The 17,057-nt window shown below is 39.5% G+C and carries 12 protein-coding genes; 5 read left to right on the forward strand and 7 right to left on the reverse strand.

Annotated features, from left to right (window positions below; translation table 11 throughout):
- Positions 1-64: 64 nt before the first annotated feature.
- The 6 genes from ACULLG_RS15880 to ACULLG_RS15905 all read right to left on the reverse strand — a co-directional run bounded on the left by ACULLG_RS15880 (position 65) and on the right by ACULLG_RS15905 (position 10,210).
- Positions 65-835: a helix-turn-helix domain-containing protein gene (locus tag ACULLG_RS15880; protein WP_452127780.1), complete on the reverse strand. Its 771-nt coding sequence runs from the start codon at positions 833-835 to the stop codon at positions 65-67.
- A 434-nt stretch (positions 836-1,269) separates the two neighbouring features.
- Positions 1,270-2,664 carry an alpha/beta fold hydrolase gene (locus tag ACULLG_RS15885; RefSeq protein WP_452127781.1) on the reverse strand — a complete coding sequence of 465 codons (1,395 nt, stop codon included), beginning with the start codon at positions 2,662-2,664 and terminating at the stop codon, positions 1,270-1,272.
- Between the two features lie 14 nt (positions 2,665-2,678).
- Complete coding sequence (locus ACULLG_RS15890; protein WP_452127782.1) at positions 2,679-4,442, reverse strand: alpha/beta hydrolase; 1,764 nt, start codon at positions 4,440-4,442, stop codon at positions 2,679-2,681.
- A 96-nt stretch (positions 4,443-4,538) separates the two neighbouring features.
- Complete coding sequence (locus tag ACULLG_RS15895; RefSeq protein WP_452127783.1) at positions 4,539-5,339, reverse strand: helix-turn-helix domain-containing protein; 801 nt, start codon at positions 5,337-5,339, stop codon at positions 4,539-4,541.
- Between the two features lie 85 nt (positions 5,340-5,424).
- Positions 5,425-7,176 carry a TonB-dependent receptor gene (locus tag ACULLG_RS15900; RefSeq protein ID WP_452127784.1) on the reverse strand — a complete coding sequence of 584 codons (1,752 nt, stop codon included), beginning with the start codon at positions 7,174-7,176 and terminating at the stop codon, positions 5,425-5,427.
- Positions 7,177-7,189: 13 nt separating this feature from the next.
- Positions 7,190-10,210 carry a tetratricopeptide repeat protein gene (locus ACULLG_RS15905; protein WP_452127785.1) on the reverse strand — a complete coding sequence of 1,007 codons (3,021 nt, stop codon included), beginning with the start codon at positions 10,208-10,210 and terminating at the stop codon, positions 7,190-7,192.
- A gap of 135 nt (positions 10,211-10,345) precedes the next feature.
- Here ACULLG_RS15905 and ACULLG_RS15910 point away from each other — a divergent pair, with 135 nt between their 5' ends.
- From ACULLG_RS15910 to ppgK, 3 genes are all read left to right on the forward strand, one after another.
- The gene (locus ACULLG_RS15910) at positions 10,346-11,029 is read left to right on the forward strand and encodes a cell division ATP-binding protein FtsE (RefSeq protein WP_452127786.1); all 684 of its coding nucleotides are present in this window, start codon (positions 10,346-10,348) and stop codon (positions 11,027-11,029) included.
- Position 11,030: 1 nt separating this feature from the next.
- A complete protein-coding gene (locus tag ACULLG_RS15915; protein ID WP_452127787.1) occupies positions 11,031-11,462 on the forward strand; it encodes a hypothetical protein in 432 nt (143 codons plus the stop codon).
- A gap of 83 nt (positions 11,463-11,545) precedes the next feature.
- On the forward strand, positions 11,546-12,313 hold the full coding sequence (ppgK, locus tag ACULLG_RS15920; RefSeq protein ID WP_452127788.1) for a polyphosphate--glucose phosphotransferase: 768 nt from the start codon (positions 11,546-11,548) through the stop codon (positions 12,311-12,313).
- On the opposite strand, the gene typA is transcribed toward ppgK, so the two are convergent.
- The gene (typA, locus tag ACULLG_RS15925; RefSeq protein ID WP_452127789.1) at positions 12,310-14,109 is read right to left on the reverse strand and encodes a translational GTPase TypA; all 1,800 of its coding nucleotides are present in this window, start codon (positions 14,107-14,109) and stop codon (positions 12,310-12,312) included. The genes ppgK and typA overlap by 4 nt on opposite strands.
- 148 nt (positions 14,110-14,257) lie before the next feature.
- Between typA and kdsA the strand changes: the two genes are divergently transcribed.
- Together kdsA and ACULLG_RS15935 are read left to right on the forward strand one after the other, a co-directional pair.
- Positions 14,258-15,076, forward strand: a complete 819-nt coding sequence (gene kdsA / locus ACULLG_RS15930) for a 3-deoxy-8-phosphooctulonate synthase (RefSeq protein WP_452127790.1) — start codon at positions 14,258-14,260, stop codon at positions 15,074-15,076.
- 25 nt (positions 15,077-15,101) lie between these two features.
- Positions 15,102-17,057 carry a hypothetical protein gene (locus tag ACULLG_RS15935; protein ID WP_452127791.1) on the forward strand — a complete coding sequence of 652 codons (1,956 nt, stop codon included), beginning with the start codon at positions 15,102-15,104 and terminating at the stop codon, positions 17,055-17,057.

Raw genomic sequence — 17,057 nt, forward strand, 5'->3', positions numbered from 1 at the left:
AGGTAACCGTTTCAAACAGGAGATAAAAACTAAGTGAAAACCATTTCTCTACCCAATGAGATGTTTAATAAGTGGTCAAAGGACTCAAACTGCTAATATACTTTTTAGGAGTAAGGCCGGTTTCTTTTTTAAACAGTTCGTAGAATGCCGATTTAGAATTAAATCCGCTGGAATACATCACTTCCAACACAGTCAAATTGGCCTGTTCAACCTCTTGAAGCATTTTTTTGGCATGTTCGATACGATAATGGTTGATGAGCTCAAAAAAAGTTTTATTGAATCCTCTACTTATAATTTCCGAGAGCTTTTTACCATGTAGGCCCATTTCACTGGCCAAAGTATCCAGCCGGAGTTCCGGATCCAAATATACCTGCTCATTCTCCAATTTGTTCAACAATTTCCTTTTGTAAACGGAAACATCATTTTTTGTAAATGTTGAATTCTTGTACTTGGAAAATCGATATCCAAAATAGTTAAGACCAACGATATAAAATGTAATAATCAAAAAACCAACAGGTACATAGTCAATATCGAAAGGTATTTGATCCAATACATTAGGAAACCTATATACCAAATCCGTAATGAATAGAATCAACAGTGCCCAAAACAGAAATTTATCCATTTTGGTTTTCATAAATTTTATAGACAGCACTAAATAATAAGGTATCAACAATTGATATGAGATACCATCAACCAGCTTGAAGGTTTTGAAAAAGTGTAACCATCCATTCCAGGTTTCCGACCCAACGTAACGCTCAACATAAATAGCTATAAAAAGAATTATCGCCATTCCGGGAATTAGAATATGGGGCACTTTTCGTATTCTATCTGTCATGGAGAATAATAAAAAAACGCCCACAACCAACAATATTGGTCTTTGCAAATGCAAAAATTTAACGGTATCCGGCAGGTAATTCTCCCAGTAGAAGATATTCCAGCAACAAATAATGGTTGTCATGGACACAATCAAAAGCGCCCTAGATCTACTTTTTCGGTCCCTATTTTTAAAAAAAAGCAGAAAACCCAGAAAAATACCTTGAAAACTCATGCACAAGAGTGCAATATTGAAGATTTGTACCATACTTTACAGTTTAGTAACCATGAGAAGTCTTACAAATTGATGTGTAGCATAGTAATTAAGACATAGTATTTCTTTTTCGTACACAAATAGATTTTCAATCCTCCTATGACAATTTTTTACCTCAAAGTAAAAAGGTAATCATATGAATGTCTGGGAAAATCTTGCGAATTTTTATTGTGGTTCGGCTTTTAACCCTTCAATCTTTGCAGCCACTCAATGGTAGCTTTTGCAATTTCAGGATGGTAGTTCTCCCTTATATATCTTGTATATTCATTATCGAGTCTTAAACGCGCCCCCTCCCGTTTTGATTCAACCCTTGCAAAAACATGGTCCGCTTCGGATATCTCTATAAATGTTCCCGTCCCTTCTTTTGTCTGGTTTACCGTTTTTGCAATATCCATAGCTGGTTCGGCACTTATTCCTTGATGATCAGATGACCCATACATGGCTAAAACATTCGTTTGAACATTAGCCCATGATTTGGCATTATTAATCTTATTTATGCCACTAAAAAAACTGTAGTGCCTTCCAAAAAAATAGTTTCCATCATTATAATTGAAGGCGTTTAACTCCTGATCTAAAAGGATCTTGTTGGCAGGATCATTCCGTATTTCTTCTGGTGACCTTTCTTGAATAAGCCATTGGTACAGCAATGGTACCGAATTGCGCACCATGGCATCAATCTGCTCCTTGGTTTCCACACCAAAATGAACTGGCACTTCCCTAAAATTATCCAAGAAATATTCAAACCAAGTCTTATAGACGGGAGCATAAACAATGACCCCTTTCGGTCTGTGGTCATTGGCCAAAAGCGGAGCTGTTACGCTTCCCATGGAATGACCAAATAGAAAAAGTTCCGATTTATCCACAAATGGTAATGAGATAAAATCTTCGTAGGCCACTCTATGTATGGCAAGCTCTTCCTCGTAATTTAAATCCCTACAGTGTTTTTCTCCCTCGCTATCTCCTAAACCGGGTCTTTCAACCCTGTAAACGGTATAGCCGGCCTTTGCTAGATCATCAATAAGCAGTTTTAATGGTTCTTTCGGTACGGCCCAAAAATCTTGTGAGCCACAATAGATTCCTTGGAGAAAAAATATGGCCGGGGATTTTTCCGCATTTTTGGGCTTGTGAATGATTGTCCTTAACAAACCAAAATCGGTTTCCACGCTTTGGTACAGCACCTCGACTCCGTTAGACGCCAACTCTTTGGGTTTACCCAACGCCTTTCCATTTACTTTTTTTGACCTTCCATTTCTTACAAAATTGATTTTTATGGGAGTTCCTTCCCTCAATTCCCTTGCAATTGAGAATACCTGTGACCTATCGGATATTTTTGTTTCGTTAATCGTTGTGATTACATCCCCTTCCACCAATTTTAGACCATGACAGGTTGAATTAGGAATTACACGTGAAATCAACACCCCTTCATTTACTGACAGCTTATTGCTTTTTGCAATGGAATCGTTTAAGGTAATCACCCCGATTCCCAAAGAGGCTTTTCGAGGCAATTCTTGACCATATACAATATGAAATGTTATTACCAGAAGAAATAAGGGAATCCGTTTTTGTATTGTGGTCATAAAAGAAAATGTATTTACGGTTTTACGGAAAGAAAGGTGTCAATGGCGGCAAAATAATCCTCTTCAGCATCCAGCCAGCCATAATGCACGCAATCCTTTAAAATCTTTAAGGTAGAATTGGAAAAAACTGAATTTGCATATTCGGCGTATTTGGGATGGACAATGTCATTGTCCCCATGAAGTATCAATACAGGTTTTGTGAAAAGTTTCATTTTATCCCTTAAATCATAGGACATTTTCCTTAAATCGGTCCATAGCAAACCATTGACATTGGAATAAAACCGTGATCTAAAAGCAAGACCTTTAAAGACTGTATTCCTGTTTTCTTTATTAAAAAGATAACCCGGGGCCAATGCTTTGTGACGTTGTTTGGTCCGTAAATCCACATTTTTGATATTGGATGCATCCGACAACAAATCTTGATCAGCATCGCTTAATCCAGCATTGAGTCTTTGGTTTACATCTTCCAAAAATTCCAAAGTCATTCCTCCGGAATGGGATAAAATCATGCATTTTACATTTTCGGGGTATTTGGCGGCATAAGCCATAGCGTACATTCCTCCAAACGATTGTCCAAACAGGCTTATTTGGCCGCATCCCAAATGTTTTCGTAAATCTTCCATGTCTTCCACCATCAAATCCAAAGTCATGGTTTCGCTATTGATTTCCGGCATTTTGGAAAATCCGGTGCCGCGTTGGTCAAATAGCACCGTTTGATGGTTCTTGGAAAATCGTTCGGCCAAACTTTTAAAATTGTGGCTGGAAAATCCTGGGCCGCCATTCAATATAAACAATGGCTCTCCTTCTCCAAAAAGTTGGTAGGCCAGTGTCACATCCTGTTTCTTTAGAAAGGCATGGTCAACTTTATTTTTGTTGATATAATCTACGATCATTTTCCGATGATCACTTTTTTGGGATTTTGAGAGATCATCCAATAGTTCGGCGTGGTCCATATTGCGAACATGATGAAATTTCATCCGATCATATTTTGATTTTAGCGCAGCCTCTTCCAATAATCTAGTGTATCCATAGGTATCACTTTCAGAAATGACCAACATAGGCACCCACTGATTTTCAATATACGTCGTTGGGGAAGCTTTTTTAAAATGGGCTTCAGTTTTTCCAAAAACGGCTTGCACGTGCTTTTCGGCCATTTCTTTTCCATTGTATCTCAAATGACTTTCATGATAGGCGGCAATATCATATGCTCCGGCAATTGGAATGGCACCTCTAACCTCCCTTACCGACCTGCCAACCTCGGAGAGATAGGAAGGGTCCATGGACAGAAGTGCAGCTAAATGACCTCCTGCCGAGTATCCACTTACAAAAATGGAATTTTGATCGTAACAATATTCCTCTGCATGATCATAGAGCCAAGCAAAGGCCCTGGCCACATCCTTTATATGCTCAGGATGTTGAATTCCATCTTTAAAATCAGGGTCTCTCCAGGTACCCGGGCTTAAACGGTAACTAATTGCGGCCACGGCAACACCTTCACTTGCAAATTTTCGAGCTAAATCGGTTTCAAATTTTCTTCCTCCAAAAGCCCAAGCCCCACCATGAATCCATAATAGCATTGGTGGATTCTCTATTCCTTCAGGAATGAATAAATTAAGTTTATGTTTTACAGCATCAGCGTCGTTGTCAAAATAGTATGGTATATCAAAATACTCCTTGGTCAAAACCTTCTGCTGCTCCTGAAAACCTGCATAACCAATGGATACACTAAGCATAGTTAGAATGGAAATTCCCATGCTTAACCTGAAATACCGTCTCATAATTGCATTACAACTTTTACTTGAAGAAAACATACCGCCAAAATAGTCCTAGAATCATTTTGGCTATGAGAAAATCTTGCGAATTTCCTTTTTATCCTACTTTTTTAAACATTTTTTGAGATACCGAACATCTTCAAATCCACAATGACCGGCAATTTCCGAAAAGGTGTACCCAGCGCTGACCATTTTTTTTGCTTTTTGAACACGAAGCTCAATTACATATTGATTTGGGGATTTCCCGTAGAAAGTCTTGAATTTTTTCTGAAAATGAAATGGGGACAGGCAAGATTGAGCTGCAATATGGGTCAGGTTTAGTTTTTGGTCCAAATTATTCTCAATATAGGACCTTCCTTTTTCAACTTTTTCCCATAACTGAAGTTTGGTGCCCATCTTTTTTACTTTGATGCCATTCAATCTTTTTGAATTCTCAACGAAGAAAGGTGTTGCAGCATCGAGCACGGCCTTCAAATATGAATCGGGAGAATTGGACAGCATTTTACCTTTTGGACAACTTATGGAGTTGGTTGAAAATAGGTCCCGAAACGACATCGGAAAACTGGGTACAAGTGACAATTCCATCTGTTCTGAGGCGAATCTTTCTTCAAAGGTGTCTTTTGAAAAATAAACGCATACTCCCTTGGCGATAGCTTCCGCATTAACAAGGGTTTTCAGTTCCTTTCCCGGTGGAATTAACAAAAACTGTCCTTGTTCCACAGTTTTTTTAACGCCATCAATAACATATTGTTCGGTTCCCTGGGTTACAATTTTAAAAGAATACTCTTGGGTAACACTAAGGGATTTAAATTTGTGAAGGTCGGAGCAGTAGACTTTGCCATCAATCTTTTTTCCAAGGAATTTATTGATATTCCCTTCTTGCACAATTATTTCGGGTTTCATTGCAAGCTTGATTTCACCTTGGAAAAGATATAGATTATCCCATTGCCTAGATAGGGATTTAGGAAAACTTTAAGTTATGCCCGCTTTAAAAATCAAACTTGTACGCCACCCCGGCGAGTGCCTGAAAGCCCTGCACCCTAAAATTGGCCCAACGCTGATAATCGTTATTAGCAATGTTGGAAGCTTTCACAAAAATTGAGAGCTGGTCATTGAAGCGATATCCCACATGTGCGTTTGCATCAAAAAAACCATCCAAGGTAATAATGGTTGCCGGAAATTCCGAAGGCAAAGCATTTTGGACAGCTTGGGCAACTAAATCGTCACGTTCTCCTACGTAGAATAAATTTGCGCCTAAATACCATTGTTTGTCAATTTGATAATCCATGAACAAGGACCCTTTTATTGAAGGTAAGTTCCAAGCGGGGTTATCGGTTTCCGTATCATAATCGTAGAACTCTGCATTGATGCCCAAGGTGAAGTTTCGGTTTACATCAATGTTCAATTCTCCAAAAATCCCCAGGGTCTTTACATCATCATAAAAAACTTGGAACGAATTGCCATAATTATAACCTTTTTCATCTGTTCGGAAAAGGTTTTGAGGGTTTAGGAAAAATAAAGGTTTTCTATTCTCAGCGGTGTATGAACCCTTGATATTGTATCCTACATTGGAAAATAACTGGCCCTTCAACCCTAAATAGCCCTCATATTGCTGATCTGTAGGTTGAATATCCAAAGTTGGGGAAACATAGGGATTCTCATCAACAAAGTTATGATAGGAGTTTTGTTTGAGCTCCCCTTCAATTCCACCATAGGCAATTACATTTTCATCCAACAATCTATACGATGCGGTCACAGCTGGATAGATATAAAAATTGCTGTCGCTTCTCTCCGTATCCAATCCATAAACAAAATTGGCACCCAAATTCAGGGTAAGGTCATCTCTCAATATTAAAAGGCTGGGGTTGATTCCAACCTGAAATTGGCTGTAATTGATTTCACCTGTATTTGTGGTATTGTTGAGTGAAGCATTTGCAAAATTGCCACTTACATAATCCAATTTTGTATTAATGGTAACCAACTCCTCCGTAATTGGCAGCTCAATAGTAGGAGTAATTACAACTCGGTTTTCACCGGAATCTGTGGCGTCCCAAAATCTTCGCAATAATATATTTCCGCTCTTAAAGAATGAGTCTTCCAAATTCAAATGTGCTTTGGCTTCTGCATTAAAATAATTCTGTTGCCCATCTATACCAGCGATAGTGGCATCGTCAAATGCTCCAATTTCTATTCCATACCAATTGTACAACTGATGCTGTAATCCAACACTGGCACCCCAATTCATGTATCGGTCCTTTTTGGCATAGGAAGCATCCAATTTGGTATTATAAAAATCAGCGTCCAATGGGGTGGTCTCAATGGCGCCGCGCGATGAATGATGACTTAAACCGAAATCAAGCAGACTTTCGCCTCTTCGAAACTCTCTGCTTGTATATAAATCCACCAAGGCGTTGTTATAATTCCCCAATCCAATGGAAGCAGAGGAGTTATATAATGTTGGAGGGGGAGTTTTCTTTACCCGGGAAGCTTTTCCTTTTGCAGGGGTAAAAGTGGATGCCACGGGTACTGAAAAAATACTATAGTCTACTTTTTTCTTTTGAAGTACAATAGAGTCGTTAAGCGTGGGAGTCGACTTTATCTTAAAGGCATCTGAAACGGTGGGGGAATACGGTTTTACCACAGTAACCGTTTCAGTGCCGATATCGTCGGTTTCCTGAGCAAAACCAACTCCCCAAAGGCTCAAAAAAAGTATTGAAAATATATATTTGATATTGTGCATGCTGTGTCTCGTTTTAATTGCCATTAGGGTCTACTGATGAATTGCTCTGTGCTTCCCTAGATTTGATAATGGAAAGTTCGCCTTGGGCTTCCGCCACAATTTCATCGAACTCCGCAAAATTGGAAATCACACTTTCCAAAATATAGGTAGCCTGAAAGGCATCTCCCAAGGCATAGAAATTCTTGGCCATAATAATCAATCCTTTACCCCCCCATTCCTTGTAACCGGAATAGTCCTTCGCTAATTTCTGAACCGCCACGTTCGAAGCTTCAAAATCTTGACCTTGATTTTTAAAATATGCATCGTAATACCAAGCTTCGGCCGCTAATTCTCCGCTTGCTATTTTCTTCACCTCCGAATATGCAGTTTTTGCCAAAGCTTCATCATTTGTTGCAATGGCCGAACGGGCAATCATAATTTGGGCATCGCTCTTGATTCGATTATCAATTTTTGGGGCCTTCAACACTTTTTCGGCATAAATGATGGTCTTTCGATAATTGTCTTGCCCATAGTAGCCCTTCATCAGATTGGATTGTGCAAAGGTTCGGTTTTGGGAAATCTCAGCAATATTCTCTAATCTTTCCAAATACGGAATGGCACTTTGATAATCTTGTCGACCTACATAAATTTCACAAACGCGGGTCAAAGCCTGTTCCCCAAACTCTCCGCCGCTATCTGCTACAACTTGGTATTTGGCAAGCGCTTTATCTTTTTGGTTTTGACCAAAATAGATTTGCGCCAAGTTGAAATTGACGTTGAGGGCATGCACGCCATTGGGAAATTCTTTCAGATAATCTTCATATCCACGAATTGCAGCATCTGTTTTTCCTTCAATATATTTTCTGTCCGCTGCCTCAAAACTGGCGTTTTCCAACTCGGAATCGGTGACCTCAACAAAATCAAGATTACGTGCCCAGGCAGCATATTCACTTACTCTACCTTCGTCAACATATACCAATTTGGCCGTGGCCACAGCTTGTTTGGCCTCTTGGGTGTTTGGGTATTTATTTACAACCTCTTTTAATCTGGACAGAGCTTGCCCATTTCGATTGGCATTGTAGTGTACCAACCCTTGCCTTAACATCGCACGTGGAGCATATTTGCTTCTGCTGAATTGCTCTATAAGTCGATCATAGGTCTGCAAGCCCAAACTTTCATTATCTCCTTTGATATACGAATTGCCCAATTCGAAAAGCGCATCGTCACGAAGTGAAGATTTTGGGTATCGTGTCAGAAATTGGTTTAATCCATCAATTTTGGCAGATCGTTTCCCCAAAAATCCATCACAAAGTGTTTTTTGAAATGCCGCATAATCTCTTTCCGGGCCATTCATTTTAGAAGATTCATGATACGCCTTTTTAGCTTGATTATATTTGCTGGTCACAAAATACCCATCTCCCATGCGAACATAACTATCGTTCAATCGTTCTTGGTCATCAGTACCTGCATCAATTACCTTTTTAAAGTGGGCGGTTGCATTGGAATAATCTTTCTGTTTGAAATAACAGTAACCTATATTATAATTGAGATTTTGATATACTGGAAGATTTTTTGCTGATGGATTGCGTTGAAATTTTTCAAAATCTTCCAAGGCTTCCTCAAACCGATTCAATCGATAGGCCGATTCGGCCCTCCAGTACAAAGCCCTTGCTTCAAAAGATGGATTTTCAGCACTTTTCAGGGATTTGGAAAAACGTTCCAGTGCAGGTTCATATTCCCCTTCAATAAAAAGTTCCACACCTCTGTAAAAAGCCACTTTTTGATAGGTTTCCTTACTGGCATAGCCCTTGTTTTTCTCCAAAAGTTCCATAGCTCCCTCAAAATTCCTGGAAGTGATATAAGAATCCACCAACAATTCCTGAATTTCTTGCTGATGTTCATCCTTCGGATATTTTTCCAAATAGGTGGTCATCACCTGCGGAACAGGTTCGTAGGCATTTCCTATTTCATAACTCAAACGGGCGTAGTTCAACAGGGCATCTTTTTGAATTTCATCACTGAAATCCATTTGGGATGCATTTCGAAATGCATTCAATGCCTCCGGCTTTTTATCCTGTTTCAAATAGCATTCGGCCAGGTGGTAATACGCATTTTGGGAAACGCTGTTTGTTCCTCCGATAATTTTATTGAAATATTGGATTGCGCCTTCGTAATCTCCTTGTTTGTAATGACTATATCCGGTAAGGTAGTAATCGGTGTTGCTGAGTTTCCCCCTTTTGCCCCTATATTTTTTCAAATATGGGATGGCTTCATCGTACTGCTCTAGGTTGAAATAACTCTCCCCAATGATCTTATTCAGTTCGGATACTTCCTTTCGGTCCGATTTGGGAAGTTGTTTTTTGGCCATAGCAATGGCTTCTTCAAAATTGCCCAATTTAAAATTGAGGTCTGCTTGATAATACGATAATTTCTCATTTAACAATTCAGGGTCCGTAATTTGGTCGAACCTTGCGCTTGCCTCGTCATAATCATCTTGTTCGTAGGCGATATATCCCAAATAGTATTTGGCTTGGGAGCCATATTTTTGCGAATTACTTACTCTACTTAAGTAGCGTTCGGCCTCTTTTGGTCTTTTAGAGGCATAAAAAGCATATCCATTGTTAAAATCAAAACGTTCTTTGTCACTGTTGGACATTGCGGATTGATCCACTTTTTTATACCATTTTAGGGAATATGGATACTTTCCAGTTTCAAAATAGTAGTCGGCAACGTCTAAAAAAGCAGAATTTCGTTTGGTAGAGGTTGGATAGCGCTCCACGAATTCTTCCATCATTTTATCTGCTCCGCGTTGATTCAACCGGATTGCTGCGTTGGCCGAATAATATGCACTATTGGCTTCGGTCTCATAATCTTTAGTGGATGCCTTTACTTTTTCAAAAATGGCCTGGGCCGCTTGATATTGTTGATTGTTATACAACGCCAAAGCATCTTGAAATTCTTTGTTTTGGTGGGAATAAATCCTAGTTTCCTGGGCTGTACAGATGTAAAAAGCTCCCAATACAATTGGGAAAAGAAGGAGGTTTTTTCGACTCATAGTGTTCTACGCTGTTCTCGATTGACTGTTACCATAACGTCAAAATTCAAGCCAAAGTATATTTTGTGGATTTTCAGACGGCACCAAAGTTTATATTTTAGAACTTAGTACCTTTATTTTTTTCATTACAAAAATATGTCTGAAACGATATTAAAATTACAAGATGTTGCCGTTTTTCAAAAAGAGAATCTCATTTTAAAAGATATTTCCCTTGAAGTCAAAAAAGGGGAATTTGTATATGTGATTGGCAAGACCGGAAGTGGAAAGAGTAGTTTCATGAAAACACTCTATGCCGATATCCCAATGAGACAGGGTACCGGGAGCATCGTTGATTTTGATTTGAAAAAATTACAAGAAAAAGATATTCCGTTTCTCCGCAGAAAATTGGGTATTGTTTTTCAAGATTTTAAATTGCTCCCCGATCGAAACATAAACAATAATCTTCAGTTTGTGCTAAAGGCCACTGGTTGGACTGACACCGGTAAAATGAATACCAAAATTGAGGAAGTTCTGGACAAAGTTGGGATGAAAACCAAAGGTTTTAAATTCCCACATGAGCTTTCGGGAGGAGAACAACAACGTATTGCCATTGCTCGTGCCCTATTGAACGACCCCGAGTTGATTCTTGCCGACGAACCTACAGGAAACCTTGATCCACAAACCAGTGTGGAAGTAATGAAGGTGTTACAGGACATCAATCAAAGTGGACGTACCATCATTATGGCCACCCATGATTACGCCCTTATCTTGAAATATCCACACAAAACTTTAAAATGTGACGGAAGCAAAGTGTTCGAAGTGATTCAAAAAGCAATATAGCATGATTCTAAAAAGACAAGATTGCGGTAAGGAAAAGAAATCCAATCCCATTATTGGGATATTCTTATTTATTATTTCCATTTTTTTAATGGCAGTTACCGGACCTTTGGGTCTTGTCTTTGGAATTCTTCATCAACTTTTTACCAAAGGTTTTAGGGGTGTGGGCGAATTTGCATTGAAAATGGCGGTTTCAATAGACCAATTGGGAAATGTGATCATGCAACATCTCTTTAACTTGCTTTGGGTAAAGAAGGGAGGTTACCTCTTCGGAAACAGGGATGAGACCATATCTAGCGCCTTGGGCAAGAACAAACAATTGGACACACTTACCCCTTTTGGCAAATTGATTGATAAAATTCTGGACGCCATTGACCCCAATCATACACTCAATTCCATAGATTATTTTATTCAGCCCACTCAGGAAAGTAGTTGAAAACTATTGGATATCCCTAGCTTGTCCATTTTTCGACCGCCAAAAGTTTTTTGTTTCTTTGCCAAAATTAAATTGTCCCTTTTATGGAAATTCTCGGTATAGATATCGGTGGATCGGGCATTAAGGGTGCCTTGGTAAACGCCGAAACCGGAGAGATGTTGACAGAACGGCATCGGATACCCACCCCGAACTCAAGAAAGCCAGAGGACATGGCTGAAGTGGTAGGGCAGATTGTTGATCATTTTAAATATGATGGGCCTGTGGGCTGTGGATTCCCCACAATCGTTAAAAATGGTGTTTGTCAATCCGCAGGAAACCTTCATCCCAGCTGGGTCGGTGTCAATATCGATGAATTTTTTACCGAAGTAACAGGTCGTGAGTTCACTGTTTTGAACGATGCAGATGCTGCCGGCTATGCATCCATGAATTATGGAGTTGGAAAAGGAAAACAAGGATTGGTGATCATGATCACTATTGGAACTGGACTTGGTAGCGGTGCATTCTACAATGGAATACTTTTACCCAATTTTGAATTGGGTCAAATTCCCTACAAAAAATACAGTAAAATAGAACAATGGGCGGCTGCCTCCGCAAAGGAAAGAGAGAATCTGTCCTATGAAAAATGGGGTAAACGCTTCAACAAGTTCTTAAAATATGTAGAATTGATCATCTCACCAGATTTAATCATAGTGGGAGGTGGTACTTCCAAAAAATGGAAGGAATTTAGCCATTTGATTACCATTGACACCAGAGTTGTAAAGGCAGAGCTCATGAACAACGCAGGAATTATAGGTCCTGCCGTTGCCTGCCTACGTGAACAACATCATGGCCATTTGACCAAGAAAAGTTAATCTATTTTATTTCGTTTTCTATCCACTTCCTTTAGGAAGATTTTACGAAGTCTCAAATGATTTGGAGTTACTTCAACATACTCATCCTTTTGGATGTATTCCAACGCTTCTTCCAAAGAAAACTTGATTGCAGGAACAATTTTGGCCTTATCATCAGCACCTGCAGAACGTACATTTGACAATTTTTTGGTCTTGGTCACATTCACAGTCATATCATCACCACGTGAGTTTTCACCAATAACCTGACCTTCATAAATATCTTCTCCCGGGTCAATAAAGAATTTCCCGCGTTCTTGAAGCTTATCGATAGAATATGGAATTGCGGTGCCGTTTTCCATCGAAACCAATGATCCATTAATACGTTGTGCAATATCACCCTTTAAAGGCTGATACTCCAAGAATCTGTGTGCCATAATGGCCTCACCTGCAGTGGCGGTCAACAACTGATTTCGCAAACCGATAATTCCCCGGGAAGGAATCAAAAACTCACATAGCATACGGGAACCTTTGGCTTCCATACTGGTCATCTCCCCTTTACGAATAGATACCATTTCCACAGCTTTTCCAGAAACTTCCTCCGGCAAATCAATGGTCAAATGCTCAACGGGCTCACATTTAACCCCATCTACTTCTTTAATAATTACCTGCGGCTGTCCAATTTGAAGTTCATATCCTTCCCTTCGCATGGTTTCAATTAATACGGAAAGATGTAGAACTCCACGGCCAAATACCATAAACTTGTCGGCACTATCAGTTTCCTCAACACGAAGGGCCAAGTTTTTCTCCAATTCCTTCTCCAAACGTTCTTTGATGTGCCTGGAGGTCACAAACTTTCCATCTTTACCGAAAAACGGACTATCGTTAATGGTAAAGAGCATGCTCATCGTGGGTTCGTCAATGGCAATGGTTTTTAGTTTTTCGGGGTTTTCAAAATCCGCAACAGTATCCCCTATTTCAAAACCTTCTACACCAATAATGGCACAAATATCTCCGGCAACAACCTCACTGACCTTTTTGCGTCCCAATCCGTCAAACGTAAAAAGTTCTTTCACTTTCGATTTTACAATGCTACCATCCCTTTTCACCAAGGAAATTTGTTGTCCTTCTTTTAACGTTCCCCTTTGCAATCTACCTATAGCTATACGGCCAGTGAACGAAGAAAAATCCAAAGAAGTGATAAGCATTTGGGTTGTACCCTGTTCCGGTTTAAATTCAGGAACATGATCAATGACCATATCCAACAAAGGTTCAATATTGTCTGTTGGTTTTTGCCAATCTTCGCTCATCCAATTGTGCTTGGCGGAGCCATAAACAGTTGGGAAATCCAGCTGCCATTCCTCGGCGCCCAGTTCGAACATTAAATCGAACACTTTTTCGTGCACTTCTTCGGGTGTACAATTTTCTTTGTCAACCTTGTTGATGACCACGCACGGCTTTAATCCCAAATCGATTGCTTTTTGCAATACGAATCGGGTTTGGGGCATGGGGCCTTCAAAAGCATCGACCAACAACAACACTCCGTCGGCCATATTTAGGACCCGTTCCACCTCTCCACCGAAATCAGCGTGACCAGGAGTATCGATTATATTAATTTTTGTGTCTTTGTATACCACGGAAACGTTCTTGGAAACAATCGTTATCCCACGTTCCCGCTCCAAATCGTTATTGTCCAAAATAAGATCTCCTTTATTCTCATTATCACGGAACAAGCGACAATGGTACATGATTTTATCCACCAAGGTAGTTTTCCCGTGGTCAACGTGTGCTATGATGGCAATATTCTTGATTTTGGACATATCCTGATTTTTAAGCCCGCAAAGATACTGCTATTTTTTGGTTGTCGACACAATGCCCTGTTATTTTTATCTAACTGATTTTGAGACGCTTCACCAAGCTTTTCCCAGTAATGAAAAGCATTATCTTTGCACCTCTAATAGTTTGACCATGGATTTGAGCTTGATTCCCCAACTAAGACACGCCAATAGTGATAATTTCTTTTTACTGGCAGGTCCCTGTGCCATCGAAGGTGAGGAAATGGCGCTGAGAATTGCTGAAAAAGCAGTTGCAATTACGGATAAATTGCGGATTCCCTATGTCTTTAAAGGGAGTTTTAAAAAGGCCAACCGAAGCAGAATAGATTCCTTTACCGGAATTGGGGACGAAAAAGCGTTGAAAATCCTAAGAAAAGTCTCGGAAACTTTTGATGTACCTACGGTGACCGATATCCATGAAGTCTCTGATGCAGAAAAAGCCGCCGAATATGTGGATGTACTGCAAATACCGGCTTTTTTAGTGCGCCAAACCGATTTGGTTGTGGCAGCGGCCAAGACGGGAAAGGTGGTAAATCTAAAAAAAGGGCAGTTTATGAGCCCTGAAAGCATGCAGCATGCCGTAAAAAAAGTTACAGATTCTGGGAATGAACAAGCATGGATCACTGATCGTGGAACCATGTTTGGCTATCAGGATATGGTTGTGGATTTCAGAGGAGTTCCAACCATGAAGCAATATGCCCCTGTGGTGCTAGACGTAACCCACTCACTGCAACAGCCCAATCAATCTTCTGGGGTAACCGGAGGCAGACCCGCACTTATTGGAACCATGGCCAGGGCAGGGATAGCCGCTGGAGTGGACGGCCTTTTCATGGAGACCCATTTTGATCCCTCAAATGCAAAAAGTGATGGGGCAAATATGCTTGATCTAAGTTTGTTGGAAAAGTTGCTAACGGATTTAACTGCAATCAGAAAGGTAATCATTAACCTTTAAATATCAAATTCCTTTCCGCACAATAATGAGATACCTTTTTACGCTTACATTCATTTTACTATCGTTTTTTCTAAAAGCCCAAACTGAATTTGGAAGAATCAGTCAAGCCGATTTTGACCTCGAAACTTATGAAAAAGATTCAACGGCCAATGCGGTTGTACTTTTTGAAAAAGGGAATTATTATTTTGAAGTTATTCGTGAAAGGATTCAGCTCGTAAAGGAACATCATGTTCGTATTAAAATCTTCAACTCAAAAGGTTTTGATGAAGCCAATATTACAATTCCGTTATATCGCAACGACCAAGTATCGGAAGTTATTGATAAAATTGAAGCAATTACCCATAATGGATTGAAACAAACAGTTTTACAAAAGGAAAAGTTCTTCACTGTGGACCTCAACGAAAGACGTATTGAAAAAAGGTTCACTTTTTCCAATGTAAAAGAGCAGTCCATTATTGAGTACAAATACCGTTTGGTCTCGCCCTTCCTCTACAATCTTGATGGATGGACATTTCAATCTGACATACCCAAACTTTCCAGTGAATTCAAGGCCAAAATCCCTGGTAATTATATCTACAACCGTTCCCTCTACGGTTCTTTAAAGTTGGATGAACAAGAGGCCAAGGTGGAAAAGAACTGTTTTCATGTGCAGGGATACGCCGAAGCGGCCTCTTGTGAAGTTGTTACCTACGCCATGAAAGACATTCCGGCTATAGAAAAAGATGAGCAATACATGCTTGCGGAATCAAACTATATTTCCCGACTTGAGTTTGAACTCTCCGAAATGTACCGTTTGGATGGGACACGAAAGAAATTTACCAAAACCTGGAAAGATGTTGATCGAGAATTCAAGTCAAATAAGACTGTGGGCAGACAACTTCGGAAAAAAGATTTCTTTGAAAAGAATGTCCCACCTGGGATTTTTGAAGAACAGGATCCACTTAAAAGAGCGAAAACCATCTATGATTTTGTGAAAAACCACTTCACTTGGAATGAAAAATATGGGATTTATGGGAATGTCAAGATGAAAGAAGCTTTTCAAAATAGGTCAGGAAATATTGCAGAAATCAATATTTCGTTAATAAATCTTTTAAATGCAGGTGGTATAAAAACCAACCTTATGCTACTTTCCACAAGGGATAATGGCCTTCCAAAAAAGGTCTATCCAATTATTTCCGATTTCAACTACATCATCGCCAAAGCCAACATAAATGGCAAAGACTACCTTTTAGATGCAACTCCCAAAAACAATCCCTTCGGGATGTTGCCCTTTCGGTGCTTAAATATTTTTGGAAGAGTAATGGATTTTGACAAGGAAAGTTATTGGTTAAATATTGAACCTGAAAAGACCAATAGGGTTCGGGTTATGGGTACGGCTACTTTTGATCTTGAAGAGGGAACAATGAAAGGAAAGTTCAGGGAAACCAATCAGGGATACAATGCTATTTTGAAATATGACAAGATCAACTCCAATTCCAGGGAAGATTATTTAGATGGAATGGAAGAAAATTCTTCGCCTGATTTCTACATTGAAGACTACATTTTTCAAAAAGATAAAAGCAATGAAAAGTTGACCACTGAAATTTTCGAATTTACTGCGGAGGGAACCAATAATAATGACAACATTTATTTTAACCCTGTTCTCATTAGATTTTTTAAGCGAAACCCTTTTTTGAAAGACGTTCGCCATTTTCCCGTGGATTTTGGCTACCCAAGACAGTATGAGTACAACATGACCTATGCCTTACCAGATGGTTATAAAGTCGAGGCACTTCCAGAAGAAAAAATCATTGCTTTGCCCAACAAAACAGGCTCAATACGGTTTTCTTGCGCTGCTCAAGGTAATTTTTTGACTTCCAGATATTTGTTAAACATCAATCGTACCCATTTCGATTCCGAATTGTATCCTTATTTAAAAAAGTTTTTCGAAATCGCTGTGGATATTGAGCAAAATTCGATAATCAAGCTGGAAAAACAGTGA

It is taken from the genome of Flagellimonas sp. 2504JD1-5 (assembly GCF_053618295.1).

Coding starts and splice junctions, on each gene's coding strand:
- ACULLG_RS15895 (WP_452127783.1), bottom strand. CDS start 5,339: ATGAAACCCGAAATAATTGTGCAAGAAGGGAATATCAATAAATTCCTT.
- ACULLG_RS15890 (WP_452127782.1), bottom strand. CDS start 4,442: ATGAGACGGTATTTCAGGTTAAGCATGGGAATTTCCATTCTAACTATG.
- ACULLG_RS15880 (WP_452127780.1), bottom strand. CDS start 835: ATGACAGATAGAATACGAAAAGTGCCCCATATTCTAATTCCCGGAATG.
- ppgK (WP_452127788.1), top strand. CDS start 11,546: ATGGAAATTCTCGGTATAGATATCGGTGGATCGGGCATTAAGGGTGCC.
- ACULLG_RS15935 (WP_452127791.1), top strand. CDS start 15,102: ATGAGATACCTTTTTACGCTTACATTCATTTTACTATCGTTTTTTCTA.
- kdsA (WP_452127790.1), top strand. CDS start 14,258: ATGGATTTGAGCTTGATTCCCCAACTAAGACACGCCAATAGTGATAAT.
- ACULLG_RS15915 (WP_452127787.1), top strand. CDS start 11,031: ATGATTCTAAAAAGACAAGATTGCGGTAAGGAAAAGAAATCCAATCCC.
- typA (WP_452127789.1), bottom strand. CDS start 14,109: ATGTCCAAAATCAAGAATATTGCCATCATAGCACACGTTGACCACGGG.
- ACULLG_RS15885 (WP_452127781.1), bottom strand. CDS start 2,664: ATGACCACAATACAAAAACGGATTCCCTTATTTCTTCTGGTAATAACA.
- ACULLG_RS15910 (WP_452127786.1), top strand. CDS start 10,346: ATGTCTGAAACGATATTAAAATTACAAGATGTTGCCGTTTTTCAAAAA.
- ACULLG_RS15900 (WP_452127784.1), bottom strand. CDS start 7,176: ATGCACAATATCAAATATATATTTTCAATACTTTTTTTGAGCCTTTGG.
- ACULLG_RS15905 (WP_452127785.1), bottom strand. CDS start 10,210: ATGAGTCGAAAAAACCTCCTTCTTTTCCCAATTGTATTGGGAGCTTTT.